The following is a 25,565-nucleotide window of genomic DNA, read 5'->3' on the forward strand; positions in this document are numbered from 1 at the left end:
AACCTGCAGAACTGCAGATCTTTGTAGCTCAGCTACTTACAGCACTTTCTTAAAGCACTGAGTAATGAATCTGTTTTAATACAAAGAACCCGCATTTGCAAATTTTAAACAGCGCATTTTTAGCTTGTTTGGCACCAGAAAGGCAACCCTTTATAGCCAGCAGCACTGTGCGTTTTTGTGACCAATGCGTTACAAATTCGAGGCCAATCGCCATTTTTTTCTTTCAATTCAGCCTACTAAAGCATCTGAAATTCTGTCCCGGGCCAGATATCACGCCCTTCGGGTTATCCAGCGCACTATCCATAAACACGCAGGCGAACGCTGCCCGGTCATGGTGCAACGTCCATTTATGACAAACCTGTAACCTCCAGCATGAACGTCACAGGCCCGTCATTGATCAACTGTACCTTCATATCCGCCCCGAAAAGCCCTTCCGAGACATGCTCACCCCCCAGGCTCTCTTTCGCCTGACGAACGAACTGGCTATACAGGTCATTGGCAACTTCCGGCTTCGCTGCCAGGGAAAAACCCGGGCGGGTTCCCGAGCGGGTATCGGCTGCAAGGGTGAACTGGGGTACAACGAGCAAACTACCACCGATGTCCTGCAAACTGCGGTTCATACGGCCCTGCTCGTCAGGAAAGATACGATAGGAAAGAATTTTTCGGCACAACTCCTTTGCCTCTGCAGCCCCGTCATCCCGCTCAACTCCGAGCAGCAGTAATACACCACGACCTATAGCGCCAACTGACTGGCCATCAACCGTGACACTGGCTTCCGATACTCTCTGGATGAGCCCTTTCATTCGCTTCCTGACAGACGGGGAAATTACGAATCGGCAAGAGTGTATCCCCGCTCCTGGAAGACCGCAACCCGGCCAACGCCTTTTTATCCGACCGGTTTCCCGGTTTTGGCGACCACTTCCTCAACGCCCCTTATCAGGGCATCGACAATGGCCGGTTCAGACGCAGAATGGCCGGCATCCCGGATGATCCTGAGGTCGGCTTCCGGCCAGGCATTGCTTAACGCCAAAGCGTTGTCCAGTGGACAGACCATGTCATAACGACCGTGAACAATAATCCCCGGTATGTCGGCCAGCCTGTAGGCGTCCCTGACGATCTGATCAGGCTCGAGGAAGGCGTTGTTCATGAAGTAATGACACTCGATTCGCGCCAGTGCAATGGCCACGTGGGGATGGGCGAAATGCTCGACTACCCGGGGATTGGGATTCAGGGTGGCGCATCGCCCCTCCCAAATCGACCAGGCCTTGGCAGCCTGGATCTGTTCCAGCTCGTTGGCGCTGATCAGGCGTCGGTAGTAGGCCGGAACCATGTCGCCACGCTCAGCCTCGGGAATCTGCGCTTCGAAGTCCTCCCAGTAATCCGGGAATACCCGGCTGGCGCCCTCCTGATAGAACCAGTGAATATCTCGTGGCCGGCATAGAAAGATGCCCCGCAGGACGAGGCCCGAGACGCGTTCCGGGTAGGTCTGCGCGTATACCAGGCTCAAGGTTGAGCCCCAGCTGCCACCGAACAGAAGCCATCGATCAATGCCCAGAAACTGGCGAACGGTTTCCATATCCTCGACGAGCTTGTCAGTGCTGTTGCCTTCCAGCTCCGCCAACGGCGTAGACCGGCCCGCACCACGCTGGTCCATGAGGATGATCCGGAAACGCTCGGCATCGAAAAAGCGCCGGTGGTAATCCTCACAGCCACCGCCCGGGCCGCCATGCACCACCAGAACGGGAATGCCGTCGGGGTTACCGCTTTCCTCTATATAAAGCTCGTGGGGAGGATCAACCGCGAGGCGGTGTTGGGCGTTGGGCTGAATTTCGGGGTAGAGCGTGAGCATGGGCAAAACTCCGGCGTGAAGGCTTTTATGGGAGTTTGGCTGAAGATGGGAGCAGAAGAAAGCGCTCTTCACGCCTCTGGGGTGAAGAGCGTTTTACTGGAGTTTGGCTGAAGATGGGGTCAGAAGAACGGGTTCTTCAGACCCCTGGGGGGTATAAAAAAGGGGCCAGATGAAGGCTTTCATCTGGCCCCGATTTCATTCCGGCGGCAATTTACTTCTTGCCGGCGCGCTTGCGCTCATTTTCGGTGAGCAATTTCTTGCGCAGACGGATGGACTTGGGTGTTACTTCCACGAGCTCGTCGTCGTCGATGAACTCGAGCGCCTGCTCCAGGGTGTGCTTGATGGGCGGCACCAGGCCGATCACTTCGTCCTTGCCGGAAGCGCGCATGTTATCGAGCTTCTTGGCCTTGGTGGGGTTGATCACGATGTCGTTATCACGGCTGTGAATACCACACAGCTGACCCTCGTAGATCTCGTCACCCGGCGCCAGGAACAGCTTGCCACGACTTTGCAGGGTTTCCAGGGAGTAGGTCATCGCCGTGCCTTTGGCCATGGAGATCAGCACTCCGTTCTGGCGGCCACCCATGGCACCTTCCTTGATCGGGCCGTAGTGGCTGAAGGTGGAGGTCAGGATACCGGTACCGGAGGTCATGGTCAGGAAGGCGTTACGGAAGCCGATCAGACCACGGGCCGGGATGATGTATTCCACACGCATGCGGCCTTTGCCATCCGGGATCATGTTGGTCATCTCGCCCTTGCGCAGGCCGAGCTGTTCCATTACGGCGCCCTGATGCTGCTCCTCGATATCCACGATCACGTTCTCGTACGGCTCCTGCTTCACGCCGTCGATCTCGCGGATCACCACTTCCGGCCGACCCACGGCCAGCTCGAAGTTCTCCCGGCGCATGTTCTCGATGAGAACCGACAGGTGCAGCTCACCGCGGCCAGACACTTTGAACTTGTCCGCTGAGTCGCCCTCTTCCACGCGCAGAGCCACGTTGTGTAGCAGCTCTTTTTCCAGACGCTCCTTGATGTTGCGGCTGGTGACGTACTTGCCTTCCTTACCGGCGAACGGGGAATCGTTCACCTGGAAGGTCATGGACACGGTGGGCTCGTCCACGGTCAATGCCGGCAGAGCCTCCACATTGTTCGGATCGCACAGCGTATCGGATATATACAGCGGGTCCAGACCACTGACGCACACAATGTCGCCAGCCTGGGCCTCGTCAACTTCCACCCGCTGCAGGCCGGAGTGGCCCATGATCTTGAGAATACGACCGTTACGCTTCTTGCCGTCAGTACCAAGAGCTACGACCGGGGTATTGGTCTTGACGGAGCCGCGCATGATGCGGCCGATGCCGATGACGCCCAGGAAGCTGTTGTAGTCGAGCTGGGAGATCTGCATCTGGAACGGGCCGTCCCGATCGACGGCAGGCGCGGGCACGTGGTCGACAATCGCCTGGAACACGGCGTCCATGTTGTCGTCCAGGTTTTCGTGCTCCATGCCGGCAATACCGTTCAGGGCACTGGCGTAAACAATCGGGAAGTCCAACTGCTCGTCGGTGGCACCCAGATTATCGAACAGGTCAAACACCTGGTCCACAACCCAGTCGGGCCGTGCGCCGGGCCGGTCAATCTTGTTCACCACCACAATCGGGCGCAGGCCCGCGGCGAACGCTTTCTGGGTAACAAAACGGGTTTGCGGCATGGGGCCGTCGATGGAATCCACCACCAGCAGCACACTGTCCACCATGCTCATGACCCGCTCAACTTCGCCGCCGAAGTCAGCGTGCCCCGGAGTGTCCACGATGTTGATATCGTAGTCCTTCCATTTCAGCGCGGTATTCTTGGCCAGAATGGTGATGCCACGCTCTTTTTCCTGGTCGTTGGAATCCATAACGCGCTCGCTTTCGAGCTCCTTACGGTCCAACGTGCCGGACTGGCGCAGCAACTGGTCAACCAGGGTGGTCTTACCGTGGTCTACGTGGGCAATAATGGCGACATTTCTGAGCTTATCAATCACAACGGGTTTCCTGAGGAAAAAATGAGCGGCGCGCAGTATATCGAAAAGTCGATGTCGTTAATATGAAGATTAGTGCCTATTCTTTAACCAACCGCTTGCGCACTGATATGACGCATCTACTGCGTGATCGCACTCTTTTGGTGCACTCCTTTGGTGCAAAACGGCGGATTACCCATCCGGGCTACGCGCCATAACGGGCCGAAAGCCCTGTGGCTGCGCCGTTCTGGCGCAAAAGTGAAAAACTGGCAAGCCCCTTGCTTATGCTTAGTCAGCCGAAAATTATCAGGTAAGGGATGCACGCTTTTGGTAAGCTGCCCGAACCCGAAAAACAGATCGGACCTCAGTCTCACTGAACGATCCGGCACCACGAACATGAAATGCGCCCGCACCGCGGGATAACTTACGGAGCATGCACAATGTCCAAGACGATTGATTTGATTAAAGAGCACGAAGTCAAATGGGTAGACCTGCGCTTCACCGACAGCCGCGGTAAAGAGCAGCACGTGACTCTGCCGGCCACCGAGGTCGACGAGGATTTCTTCGCTGACGGCAAGATGTTCGACGGTTCCTCCATCGCAGGCTGGAAGGGCATCAACGAATCCGACATGATCCTGATGCCGGACGACGAGACTTCCGTCCTGGACCCGTTCACCGAAGAAACCACCATCAACATCACCTGCAACATCGTGGAGCCGACCACCATGCAGGGTTATGAGCGTGATCCGCGCTCCGTGGCCCGTCGTGCAGAGGAATACCTGAAGTCCAGCGGCATTGCCGACGGCGCACTGTTCGGCCCGGAGCCAGAGTTCTTCGTATTTGACTCGGTAAAATGGAACGTAGACATGCAGGGCGCCATGTACTCCCTGCACTCGGAAGAAGCTGCCTGGGTCTCCGGCGAAGACTTCGATCGTAACAACATCGGTCACCGTCCTGGCGTGAAAGGCGGCTACTTCCCGGTTCCGCCGGTAGACAGCCTGCACGACCTGCGTGGCGCCATGTGTGCCGCTATGGAGTCCATGGGTCTGGAAATCGAAGTGCACCACCACGAAGTCGGCACTGCCGGCCAGTGTGAAATCGGTGTTGGCGCCAACACTCTGACCCGCAAGGCGGACGAAGTTCAGATCCTGAAGTACTGCGTACACAATGTGGCCCACGCCTACGGCAAGACCGCCACCTTCATGCCCAAGCCGGTGGTTGGCGATAACGGCTCCGGCATGCACGTGCACATGTCCTTGAACAAGGATGGCAAGAACCTGTTCGCCGGCGACGGCTACGCAGGCCTGAGCGAAATGGCGCTGTACTACATCGGCGGCATCATCAAGCACTCCAAGGCGATCAACGCCTTCACCAACCCGGCCACCAATAGCTACAAGCGACTGGTTCCAGGTTTTGAAGCGCCGGTTATGCTGGCCTACTCCGCCCGCAACCGCTCCGCCTCCATCCGTATCCCGTATGTAAACAGCCCGAAGGCACGCCGCGTGGAAGTGCGGTTCCCGGATCCGGCGGCCAACCCGTACCTGGCCTTCGCCGCCCTGATGATGGCTGGCCTGGACGGCATCCAGAACAAGATCCACCCGGGCGATGCCATGGACAAGGATCTGTACGACCTGCCGAAGGAAGAGGCCCTGAACATTCCTCAGGTTGCCACTACCCTGCAGGAAGCACTCAAGTGCCTGGAAGAGGATCACGAGTTCCTGACTCGTGGCGGCGTCTTCACTGAAGACATGATCGCCGGTTACATCGACCTGAAGCAGGGCGAAGTGGAGCGTCTGAACATGACCACTCACCCGGTTGAGTTCGACCTGTACTACTCCTGCTGATCCGACTCCCATCGGATTACTGGAAGGCCCCGCCCCGTGCGGGGCTTTTTTGTGCGCGGCCGCACACTCTCGCGCCCTTAACGATATGTAACCAACAAGGATCGACCAGAGCGTTGAAATGGCCTGACAGGCCGTTGATAATCAAACCAAACCATCATTGCAGGTTACGGTTATGCACGCGAAGTACGGATTGGTGGCAGGTTTTCTTGTTTTGCTCTCGGCACCGGCCCTTGGTGAGGTGTACCGCCACGTGGACGCCCAGGGCAATGTCACCTTCTCCGACGAGCCGATTGAGGGTGGAGAAACGGTTGATGTAAAACCGGTCACTACCGTCACCCTACCCAAACCCCAGACCGTCCGCGAGACCGAAAAGCTCCGGGAAGAAGTGAAACGCGAGGGCGCGGTCTATGAGAGCGTCTCCTTCGTGCAGCCGCAGAATGAGCAGGCCTTCCAAAGCGGCAGCGGCAATGTTCGCTTCGAAGTCACCAGCACACCGGGACTGCAAGCCGGTCACAAGTACGAGGTCACGCTCGACGGCCAGCCCGTTGCCCAGACCAGCTCGGGCTCAGTGGTAGTGAACAACATTTTCCGGGGTACCCATGAGGCCCGGGTTCACATCGTGGACGAAAACGGCGTGCAGGTGAAAACCGGCTCCCCCATCACCTTTACCGTCCATCGTCCGTCAGTGAGAAACTGACCCTTGCAATTTTTTCGCACCAGTTTGGTGCGCTCGCACCAGATAAAGGCCATACTCTGATCAGCAACAGGGCGGAATTGCCCGGCTGACCACCCTCTGGCCGAAGTCATGCACCAGTGTACGGCACGCGGGCCGTGCCGTGGCGGGCACAGGCCCCGCCTTTGCCCATCTTTTGTGGCAAATCGGCCAAAGTGGTTCAGTTTTTGCAATTCCTACCCCGTCATCTTCAAAACGACACGACAGGAATTGCCCATGGCGTTCGCCCCGGCCACAAACGACGGATACAAGAGCATTCTCGACAGCCTGACCACAGCGGTTCTGGTTCTTGAGGACAGCCTGAAAATCCGTTACCTGAATCCAGCCGCCGAGAGCCTGTTCGAGACCAGCCTCACCCGCAGCCAGGGCCACCCCTTCAGCGAGATTCTCGCGGCGTCCGAGGATGCGCTCAATACCCTATACGCCGCCCTGGAAAACGGGCAATCCTACACCCGCCGGGAAGCGGAATTCGTGCTCACCAGCGGAGCGAGGCTGACCGTGGACTACTCGGTCACGCCCATTTCCCTGGACCCGACAGAACTGCTCATCGAAATCCAGCCGCGAGATCGGCTACTGCGCATCAGCCGGGAAGAGGACCTGATCTCACAGCAGGAAACATCGCGCATTCTGGTCCGCGGCATGGCCCACGAGATCAAGAACCCGCTAGGCGGCATTCGGGGCGCTGCGCAGTTGCTGGACCGCGAGTTGAACGACGAAGACCAGCGGGAGTACACCCGGGTGATCATCGACGAGGCCGACCGTCTGCGCAGCCTCGTGGACCGCATGCTGGGCCCGAACAAGGCACTCAAATTCGCGCCCACCAACATCCATGAGGTGCTGGAGCGGGTGCGCACGTTACTCGAGGCCGAGAGCAAAGGCCGGGTAACTTTCCTGCGCGATTACGACCCAAGCCTGCCGGAGCTCTGGGCCGACAAGGAACAACTGATCCAGGCCTTCCTCAACATTGCCCGCAACGCCATGGAAGCTGCCTTTGAAAATCAGACCGGGGCAAGCGATGAGGAACCGCCCACCATCATGTTCCGGACCCGCGCCCTGCGCCAGTTCACGATCGGCCATAAACGCTATCGCCTGGCCTGCCGTGTGGACGTGATCGACAACGGCCCCGGAATCCCACCGGACCTGTTGCAGAACATTTTCTATCCGATGATAAGTGGCCGTGCCAGCGGTACCGGCCTGGGCCTGTCGATTACCCAGAGCATCATCGGACAACATCACGGGCTCGTGGAATGTGAGAGCGAGCCCGGGAAAACGGACTTCATCATCTTCCTGCCCCTGGAGGAAAACCCATGAGCCAACCGGCGAACGTCTGGATCATAGACGACGACCGCAGTATTCGCTGGGTGCTGGAACGCGCCCTGAACCAGGCCGGCATGCACCCCCGGGTCTTTGACAGCGGCGAAAGCATCATGACCCGCCTGGAGCACGAACACCCCGATGCCATCATCAGTGACATCCGCATGCCGGGCGTGGACGGCATTACCCTGCTCTCCCAGATCGTGGAAGCGCACCGGGACGTGCCGGTGATCATCATGACCGCGCACTCGGACCTCGAAAGTGCGGTCACCAGTTACCAGACCGGCGCTTTCGAATACCTGCCCAAGCCCTTCGATGTGGACGATGCCGTGGCCCTGGTCAAGCGTGCGGTGGCCCACAGCCACGAACAGCGGGCCAAGTCCGAACCGCAGACCGAAAGCGTCCAGCGCAACACCGAGATCATCGGCGAGGCCCCTGCCATGCAGGAGGTATTCCGCGCCATTGGCCGGCTTTCCCATTCCAACATTACGGTACTGATCAACGGCGAGAGCGGTACCGGCAAAGAGTTGGTCGCCCAGGCCCTGCACAATCACAGCCCCAGGGCCAAGCACCCGTTCATTGCCCTGAACATGGCCGCGATCCCCAAGGATCTGATTGAATCCGAGTTGTTCGGTCATGAGAAAGGCGCCTTTACCGGTGCGGGCGCGGCCCGTCAGGGGCGCTTCGAGCAAGCCAATGGCGGCACCCTGTTCCTGGACGAGATCGGAGACATGCCGGCGGACACCCAGACCCGACTGCTGCGGGTTCTGGCAGACGGTGAATTCTACCGGGTTGGCGGCACCACTCCGATCAAGGTGGACGTACGCATCATCGCCGCCACCCACCAGGACCTGGAAAAACTGGTCCAGGCCGGCAGTTTCCGGGAAGACCTGTTCCACCGGTTGAACGTGATCCGGGTACACCTGCCCAAACTGGCCGAGCGACGGGAAGACATCCCCCGGCTCATGCAACACTTTCTCAAGCGGGCCGCCAAGGAACTGGCCGTCGAGCCCAAGATCCTGCGCCCGGACGCCGAGGAGTACCTCACCACCCTGCCCTGGCCCGGCAACGTCCGCCAGCTGGAAAACACCTGCCGCTGGCTGACCGTCATGGCCAGCGGCCGGGAAATCCACATCGACGACCTGCCACCGGAACTGCTGCACCAGGCCGAATCCGAAACGACCGCCACCGGCCAGACCTGGCAGGAAGGCCTACGCAACTGGGCCGAACAGGAACTCAAACGCGGCAAAAAAGGCATCCTCGATACCGCCATCCCCGAGTTCGAAAAAATCATGATCGAAACCGCCCTGAAACACACTGGCGGCCGGCGCAGGGACGCGTCGATTTTGCTGGGCTGGGGAAGGAATACGCTGACGAGGAAGATCAACGAGCTGGGGCTGGATCATCCGGAGGGCGAGGAAGACTGAACCAGAGGACTCACGGGGGCGGCAACTGGCGCCAAGCTACCAGGTCAGACGCGCACTCCGGGGTCAGATGAAAGCCTTCATCTGACCCCATTTTCACCTGGGGATTATGCAGCAAAGCCCAACAACCTAACCCGGGGTCAGAAGAAAGCTTTCTTCAGACCCCACTTTTACCGCTCCCGCCAATAAACAATCCGGTCATTCCCCCGGAACACCCCAAACGTCGCCGTCGCTGAGGGATCCTCCAGCGCACCGTCCTGATTCCAGTCGCCTTCGAGCCAGGTGGGCATGTCCCAGCTGAGCGTATCCGTACCACGGTCACCATTGGGCTCCAACACCAGCGGCCCGCCGACGCCGCCCGCCAGAACCGAAGAGTCCGCAACTAGCGAATGGTAGGCCTCGGGGTCAGTGATATCTGCTGTGTTCCAGGCCGTACAACCATCATCGGTATTCGTCACGAAGCCCGATCCATTCCAATACTCGGCGGAAAATGGCATGAACAACTCGTCCACGGTTTCGGGGCCGTAGACGTTTTCCATTTGCAGGCGGCCGTAGCGGATTTGGAAAGGGGCACTTGGCTGGATGTCGGGCAATGTCGATGCGTTAACACCGTCGCTATCGGAAACGCTATCGAGACCAATTCGCAGGTCCGGTCCGAATGGCGCAACCCGGGCAGCTAGGCTCTTTAAATAAGTCACCTGGTCATCGCTCGAAAACTGATAAATCATTTCGCCCGAACCTGCGGCTGCGTTCTCGAGCGTCCCGGGCTGAAGGGATAGCGTTACAGGATAAGGAGCGCCCGAAATCGTGAGGGCGTTTTCGTCAGACACCGGTACCTGTCGAACCACATCAGGCGCGGCTAATTTTCGAAACCCACCAAGGGTATAATTACGCGTCTCGATATCCTGCGAGTTATAGGGTGTTATGAACAACTCGGGAATCAGGGACCATCCCAATGACTGGCCGGTATAGGCGTAAGATGCACCCGAGCTGCAGGCCGGCTCCAGCTCGCCTGTATCTACCGCCAGCCCAAAATATGCGGGAATAAATCGTCCGACGCTCGTCGATTCCCCATTGACCACCGGAGCAACACTCAGATAACCCGGATTTTCAGCCTGTAGCTTGATTATGCCAACCTCGCTCCATGCCAGGTCTGCCATTCTCGCCACACCGTTCTCAAAGCTCGCCCCGGGAATAGTCAGCGAGCCTGAAAGTTCACCGTCGATTCCACCCGACGGAGCTTCCAGCGTGTGGGTTATAAAAGCACCCTGGGGAGTCCCTTCCTGTCCGTAACTGATAGTGGGGGCACCAGCAGCGCCCAGCGCAGTAACTGTAACCTCAAACGGTGCCCCACTGGTTTCAAAGACAGCGCCGTCAGCATCCGCAGCTGCGGGGTTGCCGGCTACCGCGACGTCAAACCGATCGGGTCTCACCGTCCACAAATCGCTGACACCCACAACCGGAATCGGCTGGCCATTTACGTCAACAACAAATCCGGAGCTGTCGTCCACCAGATTCAAACGGTACTGCCCCACATCCGTCGTGCGCCAGCTGAGGGGAGCCGTGCCATTGGAAAAGGACAGTGTCAGATTCGGGGTGCCAGGTTCGGCGTCGGGGATCGTTGGGGAGGTAACACCCAAGGCAGAAGGTGCCTCTCCGGCCGGATCATCAGCACTCCGTGAAAGCCATGCCTTGAGTACGACGTTCCCATTGTAATCCGGGATCACCCCACACTCGTCGCCATCAGGATCCTGGCGCACTGCTTGCACCTGCAATTCATGGTCACGTTGGGCAACCAAATCGGCGCCAGCAGAATCAGTGATGCCGATGACGAGAGCGTTTTCCAGAAACTGGATCGGAGCAGAAACAATGGAGGGACTCCCAGAGCTATCCCTGACATTGACGGTCAGCTCATCAGCGCTCGAATTCTCCAGCCTGAGCTGGACCACTCCATCATCCGCCGGCGCAAACTGATAAGAGGCAAAACCATCATTATCGGTATCCGGATCGGGGCTCAGAATTCCAGAGCCGGATCCCAGGCGCCAGTCGCCTCTTCCCGAGCTGGTCTGTAAAAAAATGGTGCCATCATAGCCTGACAGAATATTACCAAGGCCATTAAACACTCTGACGGTTACCAGTGCAGTGCCGCAGACACTTGCGACCTCCGGCACATCGACCCCGAAACCACCCAATGGGGGAGCCGGCAGTATTGTCCCTACCCCCAGCTGACTCGAGATCTGACCATAAGGCGAGCCTGTCGTATCCCTGGCATTGCTCAGGTTGAGGTTGAAGCGGGTTTCCACAGTCTGCCCCGAGAACAGCGTGGGCACAGTGACTGTCCCGCTGAGACCCCCTGCAGGAATCGTCAGCGTTCCAGTGGTCGCAGTGAAATCAATGCCCGCTATCGCGGTGTCGCTTCGTGTTTCGAAGTCCACCAACAAGTCAGTAACTGCTGGCGTCGCAAGCGACACAGTAAAAACGGCAGGCTGGCCCTGAGCCACGGTTACGTTATCAATGCTGACTCCTGGTCCGTCTTCGCCACCATCATTCGTCGTTCCTTCGGTGATATCCCCCGAGTTACCAGAGCTGAAACCCCAATCGCCAGTACCGTCGGGTGTACGGGCCAGGGTTTTGGTGTTGGAGGCAGGGGCTTGCCAATCATAGGCTGGAGTGCACGTGGCATCCTGCTGGTAATCGTATTCGCCCACTTGAAGGTAATCGATTGTCTGGCCGTTACCCGCTTTGAGGATGAGGTCCATCTCGTCGAAATTAATATATTCCTCTGAGAGGATCAGACCTGTATCCGCAACGACCCACGGGTATGTCGAGTCATCGAAGTCAGACAGGCTAAGTTCGCCCGTGCAAAGTGCGGTGTTTCCAGTGGGGCTACATATCTCGAGGGTCCAGTCGTGGTAGTCATCAGAGGTAATCAACGAGGACAGGACTTTCACTTCAACCAGGCGGGTATTGCTGTTGCCCTGGGATAACTGGTGGACCTCGTTAATCGTCGCTAGCCCTTTGTATTGTGGAGAACAGGCTGCCCACACTCCATGGCTGAATACCAGCCCGAACAGGAACACCAGAAATCCGCGAGTCAACGCACCGGCTGCCGCACAACGACACTTGAACAAACTTAGCGAAAACCTCACCTGAGCCGTACCTCCACTGCCCGCCGGGCCAACTCGTCTCCACTACCGCACTCTCCGCTACTCACGAGCGTGTAAACACGATTACCCCCGCCTCCCGGTATTGAAAGCGGGGCTGTAACACTGCATTGAATATCCGCACGACACTCCTTCAGCCCACCAACAGCGAAATCCACCGATGCCGGAACAGTCGCACAGTCTCCACCATCCAGCATTTCCGCCACGGCCAGCTGTGCACCACTTTCCGCGGCGTGAAAGGCCCGCTGAGACTGGATCTGCAGGCTGATGGACTGACCGGTAGCCTGCTGAAGCTGGGCCATACCAGCCACCAGAAGCGCCAGCACTGTGATGACAAACAGGGCAATCGGCAGGCCAATACCTTTCTGACGGCGGATTGCCAGATGTGCATGTGAACGGAGATCAGGGTACATTGCGAATCTGTACCTCCTGGCTCACGGGTGTCGATTCTCCGCTACCCGGATTCTCGAGAACGAAAGAAAAACTCACCAGAGCCCCCCGTTGGAGCGTTGGTGGATTGAAGGAAAAATCCACTGTTCCGGTAATATTCGCGGCCAGCACCTCACGGGTTCCGGAGGTCGGAGGTGTCGCCTGCGTGGGGCTCGCGCCATAATCACTATACCGGTAGAGAAAACGGCCGCTCTGACAATAACTGATCGGTGCCCCCACAACGAACAACCGCCGCTCGGGAGAGCGCTGGCTGAACCGATGGGCAGCGGACAAATTAATCAAAGCTGGAGAAACGCTGTTGTCGATACTACTGATCAGCGGACTGACCGGTCCGGGATTGCTGGAGTCGTAAAGATCGCTGGTGGTGGTCGAGCCATAACCATAGATCAGCGCACGGGCATCGCCCAGGGACGGCGCACTGGCGAAAGGCGCGACCTCAATCTCATCGAAGCCGGGCCCACGGGTTAGCCGAATATAGGTGGTTGCGGACAAGACCGGCAGCCACTCAATGCAAGATCCAGAGGTGCGGACTGAAATCGGAAACGCCTGACGCAGCTCCCGGGATACCTGTTCACTGACCACCACACCCTGCAGAGCACGCTGCTGCCGAGAGCCGACATCCAGGGCACCCTGAGTCGACAGAGTGACAAACTGGACCGATATCGTGGCGATGATTGCCAGCAACACGATCACCATTACCAGTTCAACGAGGGTAAAACCGGCCGACCGTCGCATCAGAAATTGGCCCGATAGGCGGTGAACAGCCAGTCCTGGCCGGAGGGATCGGTGATGGTGATATCGATACGTTTGGCATCTTCGTTGGCGACACCGACCTCGGAACCCGCGCAGGCAACGGCCACGCTGACCGAGAAGCCACCATAGCCGGAGAGATCACTCCCCTCGCCATCTTGAGGCGGGGAATCCGCCAGGCCATCGTAGTCGTCGGCGTCATCAAAGGTGGGTCGAGTCTCGCCATCGGGACCAGCGGTCGCACAATCCACATCCCCCGACGCCACTTTGCCGCCACCCACCGGGGTGGATTCGTCATAGTAGCGGGTCAGGATCTCATCCATGTACAGCTGGGAAAGAGTTATAGCGCGCGTCTGGTTCAGCGGGTCTGCACTCCGGCCACTGATCACCGCAAAAGCACCGACCACACCGGCGATGGCAACGCCGAGCACGACGATGGTAATAACCAACTCGACCAGGGTCACGCCGGATTGCCGTTTCACTGGCAGGCTCCCTGATAGACCGCACCCAACGAGCTCAGGCACAGATCGTACTGGCTGGCTCCGGTGATACGGAAATCGATGTTTTCGCGCGGTACCGGGGCAGCCACCCGACCGAATCCGTCGAATGATACAGTTAGTCCTGTTGCCGGAACCGGAGCGAAAGAGCCGCCACTGGCACGGTAGCTCAGTGACGCACCTTCACGCTCCAGAGTAAAACTCTCGCCTGCAGCCTCGAACTGGAGCACATCAGCTAGCTGTCGAATGACAACGCTATTGGAAGGATTCCCCGCCAACGCTGCCTGCTGGGCAAGCAGCGTTGCGGAGGCAAGTTGCTGGGTGACCAGCAAGGGAGAGAATGCGGAGCGGTTGGTGAACAGGCCGATTGCGAGAGTGGAAAACACGCCTATCAAGATTATCACCAAGACCAGCTCTACCAAGGTGAAGCCTTTGGAACATGATACAAAATTCTTCCTCATGCTACCATTAGGGCCTCCAGACCGCTCTCCTGCCATTGGCCGAAGCATGATTAATCTGCGCCTCGGCATTAAGGGCTGACCAGCCAAGCGTCGGATGACTAGTAATTCCCACCCGAAACGTAAGCTTGTAAAAGATCCGTCAGGGACAGCTTACGACACTTACAACCGGTGGGTTTGTTCCGTCATTCTGATAGGTAAACGAGCAACCGTCATTTGCCACCGTCAGCGTATCTGTGCCGTCATAGGTCAATGTGAAGTCATCCGTAATCTGGGCTGCTTCGGCGATGCCTTGGGTGCCTGAAGTACCATTCGTCGTATCGGCTTCTGTATCCGCTGTAGGGTAACCGTTAACCATGGTAATTGCTTCACCTTCAAGAGTGACGGTTGCGGGAGAATTGCCATCCGCTAACCATGCAGAGTGGGCAATCCCTGAGGCGGACTTGACCGCCCCTCGCGCTCCCTGAATAGAGGCCTCTTCAGCATCTCCTCCAAGATCCGCAAACCTCGGCAAAGCAAACGCCGCCAGAATGCCCAGAATCACAATGACCATCACCAGCTCGATAAGGGTGAAGCCTTGCTCTTTCCTGCTTTGAATCATGTCTTTCATTTCTCTACTCCGCGTTTAAGTCGTTTTTTATGGCTATCAATTAGCTCAGTTTACATTCGTTGTTACTTCGCCAGTATCGGCATCGTACACAATCCGTTTCTCATCAGCAGTACCTGCCAGACCATCAACCTGGTAGGTGAACTCGCAGTCAGCTCCCTCGCCGGCATCACCGTCCGCAACCGCCGCCACAACATAATCCACACCATCCGCTGCGGCTGTCGCAACGTTGGGCGCGTTTGCCTGCAACACACCATTCCAGACCTCGATGCAACGAGCGGCATCCATGGTGGCGCTAGCACTATCACTGCCAACTGAGACCGGCCAGCCATTCGGGCCCACATCTACCAAACCGTTGCCAAAACCATCGACATCCACTGTGGCTCCAGTCGAACCATTGGTGACATTCTGGGCTTTTACCAGCGCTACACCCGCAGCCACGGCGCCGGTAGTTGCTTTCACATTGGAGCGATGCGCCTCCTCAGAAAGCTGCGCAAACCGCGGCAATGCAAACGCCGCCAGAATCGCCAGTATGGCAATCACCACCACCAGCTCAATCAGGGTAAAACCCCGATTCCGTTGTTGAGCGCTCATACAAGCTCCTTTAGTTGATTTATCACTCAATTTTCTCATAACTGCTATTAACCCCAAAGTTAATAAGGCTTTTGCTGACCAAAATTCACACGATTTAACACCAGCCCCACCGCCCGGCGTTCGGGAACCTTTGCCAGCCGGGCAAATTCCGTTTCCACCCGCCAAAAAAGCCACTCCGCCTGTTCCGGGCCACCATTCAATCCCGGAAACTCCACCCACCGGGACCGGTACGCCAAAACCCGCTCGTCCCGCATAAAACACCAGCTGCCTTTCTGGTGTTCCGCCCCGCTGCAATCACCGCCCCAGTTCATAGGGGCCGATTGCAGCAAGTCCACTGGATTGGTGCCCTGCCAATCCTCCAACCTTCCGCCGGTCAACATGACCTCGGCGCCTTTTACCACCAGTGCGCTACGAAGCTGGTTCAGCATCAGCTGCACACTTTGTCGCTCCGCCTGGGCGGCAGTGCGCTCAAGGGACACGAGCAATATACTGACCGCCACACCCAGCAGGCAGAACGCCACCAACCACTGAAACCGGCGATGGTTGTCCGCCCCGACATAGCCCACGGCGTTGACCGCAGCCAACTCAGCCCCGCCCCATGGCTGCCGAGCCAAGATCCCAGATGGGCAGAAATACCCCCAGCGCCAGGATCAGGACCAGGATGCCCATGGCCACAATCAGGATCGGCTCAATGGATTCCGCCAGCCGCTTCAGGCCGTAATCGATGTCTTCGTCGTAGAAATCCGCCACGTTGGTGAGCATTTCGTCCACCGCGCCGGTTTCCTCCCCCACCGCAATCATCTGCAGGATCAGGGGGGTGAACATATCGCTTTGCCGTGCCGTGCGGAGCAGGCTTTCGCCTCGTTCGACGCCCGCCCGCATGTCCCTTATATGCAGTGCGATCCAGGCGTTGTCCGTGGCATCAGCCACCACCGTCAAGGCGTGATTGACCGGCATGCCGGCTGCCAGCATGGAAGCGAAGTTACGGGCAAACCGGCTCAGGGTGATGAGTTCCAGCAAATTGCCGATCACCGGGAGCCTCAACTTGTATCGGTCCCAGGTCAGCCTGCCCTGCTCGGTCTGTTTCCATTGCCTCAACAGCAGGCCGCTGGCTGCGACCGCAAACAGCACCACGTACCAATACCCGAGCAGGAAGTTCGAGGTGCCGACCAGAACCTGGGTCAGGAACGGCAGATCCGCCCCCAGCTTGTTGAACACTGTGGCAAACTTCGGAATTACCAGGAAGTTCACCACCATCAGCGCCGCCAGCAGCGCCACCACCACAAACGTCGGGTAGCGCATGGCCTGTTTGAGCCGGCGCTTGGTGTCCCGCTCCAGTTCCAGAATGTCGGCAAGCCGTTTGAACGCGTCGTCCAGACGGCCGGTGTTCTCACCGACGTGGATCATGGCGACGAACATGTCGGAGAAAACATCCGGATGGGCCTGCATGGCAGCCGCCATCGCAGTGCCGCCTTCAAGCCGTGCCGTTACATCGTCCAGCACCTCCGCCAGTACCGGTGAACGGGAGGTCTCGGCCAGCCCGCGCATGGTCCGGATCAGGGGAATGCCGGCCCGGGTCAGAGAATGCATCTGACGGCAGAACACGATCAGCTCATCCAGGGTTACCCTGCCCCGGAACACCGCCATCCGGTTGACGCGGTCAGACAGCGAGCGGGTCTCGGCCTGTTCCCGGATGGTCAGGGGCGTGATGCCCCGGCGCATCAGCTCGGCAGCGGCCGCATCGGCATTGCCGGCAATCAGGGAGCCCTGCTTCACGCTGCCATTGGTATCCTTGCCCCGGTAGGAGAACTGCATCAGGCACCGCCTCCGAGGGGTTCATCCGGCCCCGGAAATTCGTCTTCCGGCGAGAACTCCCCTTCGGAGGTAGCCGCCACCCGGGCCACTTCCTCCAGGGTGGTCACACCCCGCAAAGCATAGTCCATGGCACACTGACCTAGCGGACGGTAGAGATGACTCAGCCGGGCGGCCTTGCTGAAGCCGGAGACATCCTGCTGGCGCAAGGCGTCCAGCATGGGCTCGTTCATCTCAAGCATTTCGTAGACGCCGATACGCCCCTTGTAACCGGTGTTACTGCACTGGTAACAACCTCGACCGTGGACAAACCCGGCTTCACGATCCAGGGGATCGAGGTCGAAGGTTTCCAGCCAGACCCGCTCCTGCTCAGTGGGCTCGTAGGGCGCAGAACAGTTCTCGCAAACCCGGCGCACCAGGCGCTGAGCCACCACCCCGAGCAGGGAGCTGGAGACCAGGAATGGCTCGGCGCCCATGTCGATCAGGCGCATGGCGCTGCTGATGGAATCGTTGGTGTGCAGCGTGGACAATACCAGGTGACCGGTCATGGCGGCGCGCAGGCCGATTTCCACCGTCTCCCGGTCCCGCATCTCACCTACCAGCATGATGTCCGGATCCTGGCGCAGACCGGCCCGGAGTACATCGGCAAACTCGAGGCCGATTCGGGGATGGACCTGCACCTGGGTAATCCGAGGCAGCCGGTATTCCACCGGGTCCTCGGCGGTAATGATCTTCACTTCCGGGCGGTTGAGCTCGGTCAGTGCCCCGTACAGTGTGGTGGTCTTACCGCTACCGGTGGGGCCGGTCACCAGGATCATGCCGTGGGGCTTGCGGATCATTCGCCGGAAACGTTGCAGCAATTCCTCCGGCATACCGATGCTGTCGAGATCGAGCAGGCCCTGGCTCTGATCGAGCAGACGCATGACCACGGATTCGCCGTACTGCACCGGCATGGTGGAAATCCGGACGTCGATGCTGCGGCCCTTGACCCGCACGTTGAAGCGACCGTCTTGAGGCAGGCGCTTCTCGGAGATATTGAGTCCCGCCATCAGTTTCAGGCGCAGGACCAGCGCGGCGTTGACCCGCTTTTCCTTCATCACGTGCTCTTGCAACACACCGTCCACACGCTGCCGGATCCGGACCACGGTCTCGTCTGGCTCGATGTGGATATCGGAGCTGCGGGCCTGCACAGCATCTTCGAACAGAGTCTTGAGCAGGCGGACCACCGGGGCGTCTTCGCTTTCCGGCTCCTCCGACATGCTGGCAAGGTCAAAGGCGTCATCGGAGAGCTCATCCTCCAGCTCTTCGGCGAGGGAGGCAATCTCTTCGGTTCGGCGGTAGACGAGATCAAGGGTAGAGAGCAGTTCGCTCTCGCGCACCACGGCCTGGCGGATCGGCTGTTTCAGTACCCGCACCAGCTCGTCGTAGGCAAAAATATCCAGCGGATCCGCCATGCCTACCAGCAGCTCGCCGCCCTGCTCGTCCAGCACCAGGGACCGGAAACGGCGGGCAATGGCTTCCGGGAGCCGACGCACCAGTTGCTCATTGAAGCGGAAGTGGCGCAGCTGCACGAACGGCAGGTCTAGCTGGCGTGACAGCATATTAAGGATGGTGTCTTCATCCACATAGCCGAGATCCACCAGGGTCTTGCCGAGCTTGCGGCCGCTGTTTTTCTGCTCCCCCAATGCGGTCTGGAGCTGCTCCTCGGTAATGACGTCGTTCTGCACCAGCAGGTCGCCAAGACGGAGCTTTTTCTTCGGTTCCGTTGCCATTCAGCCTGCCTGTAATTGCTTCAAACGTTCACGCACATAATCCGCCAGGGACTGCGACAGCCCCGGCAATGCTGCGGCCTGGGTATAGGCCCGCTCGGCGCTGGCAGCTTTGCCCTGGGATTCCAGGGCTACACCAAGGCCCACCCACCAGGCGGCGCGGCTGTCATCTGTCGTCAGCAGGGCGGTCCATTGTTCAGCCGCCTCACCACTCTCGCCGGCCTGTTGCAGCAGGGTTGCCAGGGTTACCCGGTATTCAATATTCCCCTCCAGGGGCGGTACCTGGCTGCGCAGAACCGCGACCGCACCGCCCAGTTCACCGGTGGCCAGCAAGGCTCTGGCCCGGAGCAAGCGCAATTCGGGCACAGCCATCACCTCCGGTGCAGGCAGCCAGGCCAGGGCAATTTCCGGCTGACCTTCCACCAGAAGAGCTCTTGCCAGGGTCGCGCGGCTCACGGGAGCCTGCTGTTCCGCCAGCAGTGCCCGCAACCTTTCACCGGCTTCCCGGAAACGGCCTTGCCTGAGCAGAGAGGTCAGTTCGCGGCTCACTCGACGGTCAATACCCTCCGGGGTCTCACGCACTTGTTTGACCTGTGCCGGTTCGGTTTCGGGCTCAACCGGTTGCGACTGGCCGACCTGTGCGTTTGCCGGTTCCGGCCGGGGGTTTTGGGCAACCTGTTTTTCAGGGGCCGCCGCCGGCTCGGTCTTGGTCTCGGGCTCGGCCTTTGACCCAGGAGCAGGCTCCAGCGCAATCCCGGGCGAGGTTCCCGGTGCCTCGTCAGCCACCTTCGCGGCGACCGGCTGCGGTGCTTCGACCTTTACCGGTTCGGTAACTGGCTTTTCAGCTGCAATCTCCACACCCCGATCCTCTGGCACCTCGTTAACAGCGGACTCAGTGGAGTTGTTCCCGGATTGCGCCGCAATCGGCGGCAGTGAATCCTGTGCCCCTGCCTGTGCGGTTTCCGGAACGCCCTGCTTGCCGGCAAGCAGGGCGTAACCGGCCACTGACGCCAGCACAACCACCAGTAGACTGAGCACCAGCACCAACCGGTTTTTTCTGGGCGGCACTGTGTACCTCTGGCCGGTGTAGGCAGCAGGCGCCTCCGGCTTCTGCTGGCGCTGCTCTGCGGCCCGGAGTGCGTCATTCAACAGGCTCATAACCACCTCCCCAGCAGGCCTGGCCGCCTTGCGCTTTCGGTATCCCGGATAGCACTGAGAACGTGTACGCGGCTCACCTGTCGGGCGCCCTGTCCCCAGGCCGCCAGCATGGCCTTGTGGGCCAACACGTTGACCAGCCTGGGTATACCACCGGAAGAACGGGTAATGAGTTTCAGGGCTGCCGGGGCGAAGAGCTCTCCTCCGTTATAGCCGGCCTGGGCCAGCCGGTGACGCAAATACTGGCTAACAGACTGGCGATCGAGGGCACTGAGCCTGTACTGGAAGGTGATGCGCTGGCGCAACTGCCGCAGACTTTCCTTGCCCAACATGACATCCAGCTCGGGCTGGCCGAACAGCACCACCTGTAGAAGTTTTCTGCTTTCCGTTTCCAGGTTGGTGAGTAACCGGAGCGCCTCGATGGTCGGCTCAGGCATGGCCTGGGCCTCATCGATCACCAGAACAACAGACCGCCGCTCCATGGCCAGCTTGATCAGGCGCCGATTCAGGGCTTTCAGTACCTGATGGGTGTTGGCACATTTGGAGACATCCACGCCGAGTTCTTCGGCCACCGCTTCGTACAGTGCTTCAGGAGGCAGATTAGGATTGGGGATATAAGCCGTGCTGACCCGGTCCCGCAGATCCTTGAGCAGCAACCGGCACAGCAGGGTCTTGCCGGTACCCACTTCACCGGTAATCTTGATAAACCCTTCCCGTTCTTTCAGTGCCACGAGCAGCAGTTCCAACGCATCGGCATGGCTGGGCGCCCGCAGGAAATAGCGGGTGTTGGGCGTCAATGCGAACGGTGCTTCCTGCAGTCCGAAATGGGCTTCGTACATATCAGCGTGGCGCTTTCTCCGGCTCCGGCGTGACTGACCGCGAGGACTGCAGCAACTCCCGCAGCACCTCCATACGTTCCCGGCTCGCGGAAACATCCGCGTTCATGGTCGACGTCTGGGCAACCACCGGCCGCAGCAAAATCACGAGCTCGCTCTTGCGGGACTCGAACCGGCGCTGCTTGAACAGCTCACCGACCAGGGGAATTTCACTGAAGAAAGGTACCGAGGAATTGGTGTCCTCGCTGGTGTTCTGGATCAGACCACCAATCACCACGATCTGGCCGCTTTCGGCGCGGACCACGCTGTCAGTCTCCCTTACCTTGCTGGCTGCCAGGGGCAGGGTCACGTCCCGCTCACCGATAGTAATTATTTTTTCCTGATCATTGACCTCGCTCACGGACGGATGCACGTGCAAGGTGATGTTTCCGTCTTCGCCGATCTGAGGCGTTACATCCAGGGAGATGCCGGAGAAGAACGGCGTCAGCTCCACGGAGGTGGAGGTGCTATCCGAACCGGTGACGGCGGAATTCTCATCATCGAAGTCGATGTCAGTCACGAAAAACTCGTCAGTACCTACCTTTATCACTGCCTTCTGGTTGTTCACCGTGGAAATCCGCGGGCTGGAGAGAATCTGTACGTTACCCTGGGTACCCAGCAGTTCAATCAGCGCGGTAAAACTGCCTTCCCGGAATGTGGCGGAAAACAGGCCGCCGATATCGGACGTTTGAATGGCCTGCCCGGCCAGGCTCTGGGCGGTGAAATCCGCTGGCAACCCGTCTGCTGCCGTTACCGAGGAGGCGCGCTGGAGATCGGACCAGTTGATGCCCTGCTGATAGCCCTCATTGAGTGCCACCTCCAGAATCTTGGCCTCCAGTACCACCTGACGCTGCATGATCAGCTCGGTCCGACGCAGGTAATCCTCCACCAGACGCAGCTGTTCGGAACCACCCCGCACCATGATCAGGCCCGGGCCCGGGTTCACAATCACCTGGCCACCCTCGCCGGTGCTGACAATCATTTCCACGGAAGTGCGCAGATCCTGCCAGAAATCCGATTCGGTCTCGGTGGAGATGGCGGTGCCGATCAGGCTCCGGGTTTCCTCGTTGCCGGTATCGCCATTACTTGCGTTGTTCCTGGAACTGGTCACCTGGCCCGAGCTCACCCGGGTTTCGGAACCACCCTTGCGCTTGAAATGCAGGTAGTCGATGGGAAAGATCCGGGTCTGGATGCGGTCGGCGTTGACCTGGTACAAACGGCCCTTGCGCTGGATATCCAGGCCATACAGGTCGGCAACAATGTCCATGACCTCAGGAACGGTGACATCCCGCAGGCGGAGGTCAATCGCTGTCGTGACTTCCGGATGCACGACCACATTGAAGCGGGTACCGGTCACCAGGGACTGGAAGAAGCTGTTTGCCGCCACTCCCCGGGCATTGACGTCGAAGCGCTCTTCCAGATCGTTGTCCGCGGAAAGGGGCGGCAACAGCTGGGCGCTGATATCGGCGGGCATGGCCGAGGTGGCGGGCTCACGGGAGTAACTCGCTCCCTGTTGTTCGGCTTCGGCCTGTTCGAGTGTGCGTACGATATCGTCCGCCGCGTCCGTGGAGGTTGCTGCCCCCGTGCGCATCAGCGGGTTGTTGCTGCAGGCGGTCAGCACCATTCCGGCAGCAACAATCAACGCCAGCTTTTTGAAGGATTTCATGGTTGCCTGCATGTCTGTCATTGGGTTCCCCGCACTTGCGGAAGCTTGTCCAGGTATAGAATCCGGGGACTCCCCCGGTCCAGAACCTCGACCCGGTCCTGATGAATTTTTCTGACGCGAATACCGTTGGCACCCTGGCCTTCCCGAAGCGCTTCGCCTTCAATAACCGCGACCTTGCGATCCTGACCATAGACGATGGAGTCCAGGGACAGGGGCCTCACGGGCTGGCTCCGGATCACCGGAGCTTCGGTACCGGGCGGCCTGGTAGGATCCTGCAAGGCGGCGACCGGCATGCTGGCGAACAAAACGATAATAGCGATCAATGATCCGGCCAGTCTCATGTCATACCCCCAACCACGCCTTTTCCAGGCTCAGCGTTCGCACCTCGATCACGGCTTCGCCGGCTGGCCATGAGGTGGCGTCATAACTCACCCGCACCCAGCCCAGGCGATCATCCATTGCTTCAAGGCGTTCGAGATAGGCGAGCACGTCCAGGTAACCGCCCTGAACGCGCAGCTCCACGGAGTGGGCGAACAGCAGCGGTTCTGGCTGCTCACCACCAGCCTCGGCAGTTCCGGAGCCGGTTGCTCCGGACTCCGCGTACACCGGCTCCGGTGTTTTCAATTCCAGAGCCTGCAGGGTCAGGTTGCCCTCGGCCGCCAACATTTCCCGCAACAGCGTCACCATCGCCCGTGGCGCGATCAGCTGGCCTGCGGTCTCGGCAACCTGCTGATCGAGCTGGTCCAGACGACGCTGCCGCTGCTCCAGTCGTTGACGCAGCTCCGCAGAAGGATCCTGGGCCAGTATCTGTTCCAGCTCCTGTTGCCGGGTGAGCAGATCAGTCTGACGGGTTTCCGCCAGTACCTGACGGTTCTCCAGATTACGGATCTCCTGGCTGACAGGGGCCAGCGCAAGCTCCCATCCGGCAAAGAGTACGATCACCAGCGCGGTGACAAGCAACAACACTCGCTCCCTCGCGGGGCGATCATTGAACCAGTCTCCGAGCCTTGCCAGGCCACTCTGTCGGGCGTCGCTCATGACTCCTCCCCGACACCTGGTTCACTGGCCACAAAGAATTCCACCCAACTACCCTCGTCCGGGCGATCAAGCCGGAACACGCCGAAGGTCCTGCCTGTAAACGCCGGCGCCTGCCCCAGCTGTTCCAGGTACAGTGGTACCTGCGCCGAGGCACGGGTCCGGCCCTCGATCTGAATCCGCTGAGGCTGAGCCTCCAGGACTATGCCGGTGAGCCAGACGTTCTCCGGAATCTGCCTCGCCAGAGCCGCCATCTGCGGGGAAAAACCTTTGCCCGGGCTGACTACCAGCCCTTCCACACGCTCAAGCAGGCGTTGGCGCCGGGCCAGAGTCTCACTGATGCGCTGCAATGCCGCCTCCAGCTCCGGATCCGGCTGGCGACGCTCGACCGCCTCGGACAGATTGGCCACCGCCTCGTCCAACCGGGCATTCTGCTGCTCCAGGCCGGTGATCTCTTGCGCCAACTGGCGCTGCTCGTAACTGAGCCAGGCTCCGTAGCCGGCAATAACCAGCATTAGCATAACGGCAATACCCAGAGCCCGGGCCGCGGACAACCGCTGTTGCCGTGGGCGCAACTCACTGGTGTAGAGGTTGACCTGCTGAATCATTTACCCGCCTCCCCGGCCAACGGCAAACCGGCACTCCAGGCCGGCAGGCAGCGACTGTCGATGGCACTCTCAAGCCCGAGGGCAGTCCAGTCCAGGTTGCTGACGCCTACGGCCAGATAGGAAGCCAGCATCGATGCCAGAGGCAGATCACGGTCCTTCGCCACCAGCCGGATATGCGCCGGCGGCACCTGGCCCATCTGGCTTTCGTAGTAATCCAGGGAACGCTGCATTTCGAGAGCCAGCGCCTGCACCACGCTTTCCTGCCGGGCCGCATCGCGCAGGCCGGAGGCAGACACGTCGAGGCGCCGGGAAAGGTAGAGGGTCTGACCCCGGCAGATGATCATCTGACCGTAGTTCTGCCGAAGGTGAACCAGGGCGGCACCTTTGCTGTCCGGATCCAGCCTCGCTGCCAGGTTACGCAGGGCCAGCTCCGCAATATCAATGCGACCCGGCTTGAGGCCAGATTGTTGTACCAGTGCAACCAGTTCCTTGAGCAGGGATTTGCGGGCCGCCACCACATTCACCAACTCGCCTCGGCCACGGGCGGCATCGTGCGGAAAGGGAAATATGTCAGAAATGGCATCAGAGGGGCTGAACTCCAGGAGATCCCGGAGCTTCCACTTGAGGGCATCGGCAAGCTCGGCGTCATCAACACCCGCCGGACGTTCCATCTGGAATACCTGGTATTGCTCCATGGGCAGAACCAGGTCTGTCAGCGCGCCGCTCCAGCCCTGCTCATCCACCAGGGAACCGAGCACCTCGGCCCTCCGGGCCGGCGGGCATTCAACAAACCCGACCCGCTGTGCCGGTGAGGCAGGCGCCACCGCCCAGGCAATACCATCCGGACGCACCTCCAGGGCTACGCGCAGGGGTGACCCGCCAGGCCTCAAGAATCCGGTGATCTTGTTGAAAAAGGTGTTGTCAGTCATGAACCTGGGCTGGAAGCCGGGGCCACTCGCAAG

The 25,565-nt window shown here is 59.4% G+C and carries 24 protein-coding genes; 4 read left to right on the forward strand and 20 right to left on the reverse strand.

Going from position 1 to position 25,565, the window contains the following annotated elements:
- Positions 1–347: 347 nt before the first annotated feature.
- From dtd to typA, 3 genes are all read right to left on the reverse strand, one after another.
- Positions 348–803 carry a D-aminoacyl-tRNA deacylase gene (gene dtd, locus ACQUTG_RS16490; protein ID WP_428920452.1) on the reverse strand — a complete coding sequence of 152 codons (456 nt, stop codon included), beginning with the start codon at positions 801–803 and terminating at the stop codon, positions 348–350.
- 83 nt (positions 804–886) lie between these two features.
- The gene (gene pip, locus ACQUTG_RS16495) at positions 887–1,849 is read right to left on the reverse strand and encodes a prolyl aminopeptidase (RefSeq protein ID WP_428920453.1); all 963 of its coding nucleotides are present in this window, start codon (positions 1,847–1,849) and stop codon (positions 887–889) included.
- A gap of 211 nt (positions 1,850–2,060) precedes the next feature.
- On the reverse strand, positions 2,061–3,872 hold the full coding sequence (gene typA / locus ACQUTG_RS16500; RefSeq protein ID WP_428920454.1) for a translational GTPase TypA: 1,812 nt from the start codon (positions 3,870–3,872) through the stop codon (positions 2,061–2,063).
- 416 nt (positions 3,873–4,288) lie between these two features.
- Here typA and glnA point away from each other — a divergent pair, with 416 nt between their 5' ends.
- From glnA to glnG, 4 genes are all read left to right on the forward strand, one after another.
- Positions 4,289–5,692 carry a glutamate--ammonia ligase gene (glnA, locus tag ACQUTG_RS16505; protein ID WP_428920455.1) on the forward strand — a complete coding sequence of 468 codons (1,404 nt, stop codon included), beginning with the start codon at positions 4,289–4,291 and terminating at the stop codon, positions 5,690–5,692.
- 172 nt (positions 5,693–5,864) lie between these two features.
- Positions 5,865–6,389 (forward strand): DUF4124 domain-containing protein, encoded by a 525-nt coding sequence (locus ACQUTG_RS16510; protein WP_428920456.1) that lies wholly within the window; start codon positions 5,865–5,867, stop codon positions 6,387–6,389.
- A 252-nt stretch (positions 6,390–6,641) separates the two neighbouring features.
- Positions 6,642–7,736, forward strand: a complete 1,095-nt coding sequence (glnL, locus tag ACQUTG_RS16515; RefSeq protein ID WP_428920457.1) for a nitrogen regulation protein NR(II) — start codon at positions 6,642–6,644, stop codon at positions 7,734–7,736.
- Positions 7,733–9,166, forward strand: a complete 1,434-nt coding sequence (glnG, locus tag ACQUTG_RS16520; protein WP_428920458.1) for a nitrogen regulation protein NR(I) — start codon at positions 7,733–7,735, stop codon at positions 9,164–9,166. The genes glnL and glnG overlap by 4 nt, the downstream gene beginning before the upstream one ends.
- A 167-nt stretch (positions 9,167–9,333) precedes the next feature.
- On the opposite strand, the gene ACQUTG_RS16525 is transcribed toward glnG, so the two are convergent.
- The 17 genes from ACQUTG_RS16525 to ACQUTG_RS16605 form a co-directional block, all read right to left on the reverse strand.
- Entirely contained in the window at positions 9,334–12,243 is a 2,910-nt protein-coding gene (locus tag ACQUTG_RS16525) for a DUF6701 domain-containing protein (protein WP_428920459.1), read from the reverse strand.
- Positions 12,244–12,308: 65 nt separating this feature from the next.
- Positions 12,309–12,740 carry a hypothetical protein gene (locus ACQUTG_RS16530; RefSeq protein ID WP_428920460.1) on the reverse strand — a complete coding sequence of 144 codons (432 nt, stop codon included), beginning with the start codon at positions 12,738–12,740 and terminating at the stop codon, positions 12,309–12,311.
- On the reverse strand, positions 12,730–13,512 hold the full coding sequence (locus ACQUTG_RS16535) for a PulJ/GspJ family protein (RefSeq protein ID WP_428920461.1): 783 nt from the start codon (positions 13,510–13,512) through the stop codon (positions 12,730–12,732). Before ACQUTG_RS16535 ends, ACQUTG_RS16530 begins: the two co-directional genes overlap by 11 nt.
- Positions 13,512–14,009 carry a type IV pilus modification PilV family protein gene (locus tag ACQUTG_RS16540; RefSeq protein ID WP_428920462.1) on the reverse strand — a complete coding sequence of 166 codons (498 nt, stop codon included), beginning with the start codon at positions 14,007–14,009 and terminating at the stop codon, positions 13,512–13,514. The genes ACQUTG_RS16535 and ACQUTG_RS16540 overlap by 1 nt, the downstream gene beginning before the upstream one ends.
- Positions 14,006–14,533, reverse strand: a complete 528-nt coding sequence (locus tag ACQUTG_RS16545) for a pilus assembly FimT family protein (protein WP_428920463.1) — start codon at positions 14,531–14,533, stop codon at positions 14,006–14,008. Before ACQUTG_RS16545 ends, ACQUTG_RS16540 begins: the two co-directional genes overlap by 4 nt.
- Before the next feature lie 91 nt (positions 14,534–14,624).
- Complete coding sequence (locus ACQUTG_RS16550) at positions 14,625–15,092, reverse strand: type II secretion system protein (protein WP_428920464.1); 468 nt, start codon at positions 15,090–15,092, stop codon at positions 14,625–14,627.
- A 45-nt stretch (positions 15,093–15,137) separates the two neighbouring features.
- A complete protein-coding gene (locus ACQUTG_RS16555) occupies positions 15,138–15,683 on the reverse strand; it encodes a prepilin-type N-terminal cleavage/methylation domain-containing protein (protein WP_428920465.1) in 546 nt (181 codons plus the stop codon).
- A gap of 59 nt (positions 15,684–15,742) precedes the next feature.
- Positions 15,743–16,267: a hypothetical protein gene (locus ACQUTG_RS16560; RefSeq protein ID WP_428920466.1), complete on the reverse strand. Its 525-nt coding sequence runs from the start codon at positions 16,265–16,267 to the stop codon at positions 15,743–15,745.
- 1 nt (position 16,268) lies between these two features.
- Positions 16,269–17,498 (reverse strand): type II secretion system F family protein, encoded by a 1,230-nt coding sequence (locus tag ACQUTG_RS16565; RefSeq protein WP_428920467.1) that lies wholly within the window; start codon positions 17,496–17,498, stop codon positions 16,269–16,271.
- Complete coding sequence (locus tag ACQUTG_RS16570; protein WP_428920468.1) at positions 17,498–19,267, reverse strand: GspE/PulE family protein; 1,770 nt, start codon at positions 19,265–19,267, stop codon at positions 17,498–17,500. The genes ACQUTG_RS16565 and ACQUTG_RS16570 overlap by 1 nt, the downstream gene beginning before the upstream one ends.
- Positions 19,268–20,422 (reverse strand): tetratricopeptide repeat protein, encoded by a 1,155-nt coding sequence (locus ACQUTG_RS16575; RefSeq protein ID WP_428920469.1) that lies wholly within the window; start codon positions 20,420–20,422, stop codon positions 19,268–19,270.
- The gene (locus ACQUTG_RS16580; RefSeq protein WP_428920470.1) at positions 20,419–21,258 is read right to left on the reverse strand and encodes an ExeA family protein; all 840 of its coding nucleotides are present in this window, start codon (positions 21,256–21,258) and stop codon (positions 20,419–20,421) included. The genes ACQUTG_RS16575 and ACQUTG_RS16580 overlap by 4 nt, the downstream gene beginning before the upstream one ends.
- Before the next feature lies 1 nt (position 21,259).
- On the reverse strand, positions 21,260–22,981 hold the full coding sequence (gene mshL / locus ACQUTG_RS16585) for a pilus (MSHA type) biogenesis protein MshL (protein WP_428920471.1): 1,722 nt from the start codon (positions 22,979–22,981) through the stop codon (positions 21,260–21,262).
- Entirely contained in the window at positions 22,978–23,301 is a 324-nt protein-coding gene (locus ACQUTG_RS16590; RefSeq protein WP_428920472.1) for a hypothetical protein, read from the reverse strand. Before ACQUTG_RS16590 ends, mshL begins: the two co-directional genes overlap by 4 nt.
- A 1-nt stretch (position 23,302) precedes the next feature.
- Positions 23,303–23,998, reverse strand: coding sequence for a type II secretion system protein GspM (locus tag ACQUTG_RS16595; RefSeq protein ID WP_428920473.1), 696 nt, complete (start codon positions 23,996–23,998; stop codon positions 23,303–23,305).
- Positions 23,995–24,603 carry a PilN domain-containing protein gene (locus tag ACQUTG_RS16600; RefSeq protein ID WP_428920474.1) on the reverse strand — a complete coding sequence of 203 codons (609 nt, stop codon included), beginning with the start codon at positions 24,601–24,603 and terminating at the stop codon, positions 23,995–23,997. Before ACQUTG_RS16600 ends, ACQUTG_RS16595 begins: the two co-directional genes overlap by 4 nt.
- A complete protein-coding gene (locus ACQUTG_RS16605; RefSeq protein ID WP_428920475.1) occupies positions 24,600–25,532 on the reverse strand; it encodes a biogenesis protein MshI in 933 nt (310 codons plus the stop codon). Before ACQUTG_RS16605 ends, ACQUTG_RS16600 begins: the two co-directional genes overlap by 4 nt.
- Between the last annotated feature and the right edge of the window lie 33 nt (positions 25,533–25,565).

The sequence above is a fragment of the Marinobacter sp. DUT-1 genome (assembly GCF_050379415.1).
GTDB lineage: Bacteria > Pseudomonadota > Gammaproteobacteria > Pseudomonadales > Oleiphilaceae > Marinobacter.

Bases quoted from the DNA above. Each gene is read 5' to 3' on its own strand.
- glnG (WP_428920458.1), top strand. From the start codon at position 7,733: ATGAGCCAACCGGCGAACGTCTGGATCATAGACGACGACCGCAGTATT.
- ACQUTG_RS16530 (WP_428920460.1), bottom strand. From the start codon at position 12,740: ATGTACCCTGATCTCCGTTCACATGCACATCTGGCAATCCGCCGTCAG.
- ACQUTG_RS16510 (WP_428920456.1), top strand. From the start codon at position 5,865: ATGCACGCGAAGTACGGATTGGTGGCAGGTTTTCTTGTTTTGCTCTCG.
- ACQUTG_RS16570 (WP_428920468.1), bottom strand. From the start codon at position 19,267: ATGGCAACGGAACCGAAGAAAAAGCTCCGTCTTGGCGACCTGCTGGTG.
- ACQUTG_RS16590 (WP_428920472.1), bottom strand. From the start codon at position 23,301: ATGAGACTGGCCGGATCATTGATCGCTATTATCGTTTTGTTCGCCAGC.
- ACQUTG_RS16595 (WP_428920473.1), bottom strand. From the start codon at position 23,998: ATGAGCGACGCCCGACAGAGTGGCCTGGCAAGGCTCGGAGACTGGTTC.
- pip (WP_428920453.1), bottom strand. From the start codon at position 1,849: ATGCTCACGCTCTACCCCGAAATTCAGCCCAACGCCCAACACCGCCTC.
- dtd (WP_428920452.1), bottom strand. From the start codon at position 803: ATGAAAGGGCTCATCCAGAGAGTATCGGAAGCCAGTGTCACGGTTGAT.
- ACQUTG_RS16575 (WP_428920469.1), bottom strand. From the start codon at position 20,422: ATGAGCCTGTTGAATGACGCACTCCGGGCCGCAGAGCAGCGCCAGCAG.
- glnA (WP_428920455.1), top strand. From the start codon at position 4,289: ATGTCCAAGACGATTGATTTGATTAAAGAGCACGAAGTCAAATGGGTA.
- ACQUTG_RS16535 (WP_428920461.1), bottom strand. From the start codon at position 13,512: ATGCGACGGTCGGCCGGTTTTACCCTCGTTGAACTGGTAATGGTGATC.
- ACQUTG_RS16605 (WP_428920475.1), bottom strand. From the start codon at position 25,532: ATGACTGACAACACCTTTTTCAACAAGATCACCGGATTCTTGAGGCCT.
- ACQUTG_RS16580 (WP_428920470.1), bottom strand. From the start codon at position 21,258: ATGTACGAAGCCCATTTCGGACTGCAGGAAGCACCGTTCGCATTGACG.
- mshL (WP_428920471.1), bottom strand. From the start codon at position 22,981: ATGACAGACATGCAGGCAACCATGAAATCCTTCAAAAAGCTGGCGTTG.
- ACQUTG_RS16550 (WP_428920464.1), bottom strand. From the start codon at position 15,092: ATGAAAGACATGATTCAAAGCAGGAAAGAGCAAGGCTTCACCCTTATC.
- ACQUTG_RS16565 (WP_428920467.1), bottom strand. From the start codon at position 17,498: ATGCAGTTCTCCTACCGGGGCAAGGATACCAATGGCAGCGTGAAGCAG.
- ACQUTG_RS16600 (WP_428920474.1), bottom strand. From the start codon at position 24,603: ATGATTCAGCAGGTCAACCTCTACACCAGTGAGTTGCGCCCACGGCAA.
- ACQUTG_RS16545 (WP_428920463.1), bottom strand. From the start codon at position 14,533: ATGCTTCGGCCAATGGCAGGAGAGCGGTCTGGAGGCCCTAATGGTAGC.
- glnL (WP_428920457.1), top strand. From the start codon at position 6,642: ATGGCGTTCGCCCCGGCCACAAACGACGGATACAAGAGCATTCTCGAC.
- ACQUTG_RS16555 (WP_428920465.1), bottom strand. From the start codon at position 15,683: ATGAGCGCTCAACAACGGAATCGGGGTTTTACCCTGATTGAGCTGGTG.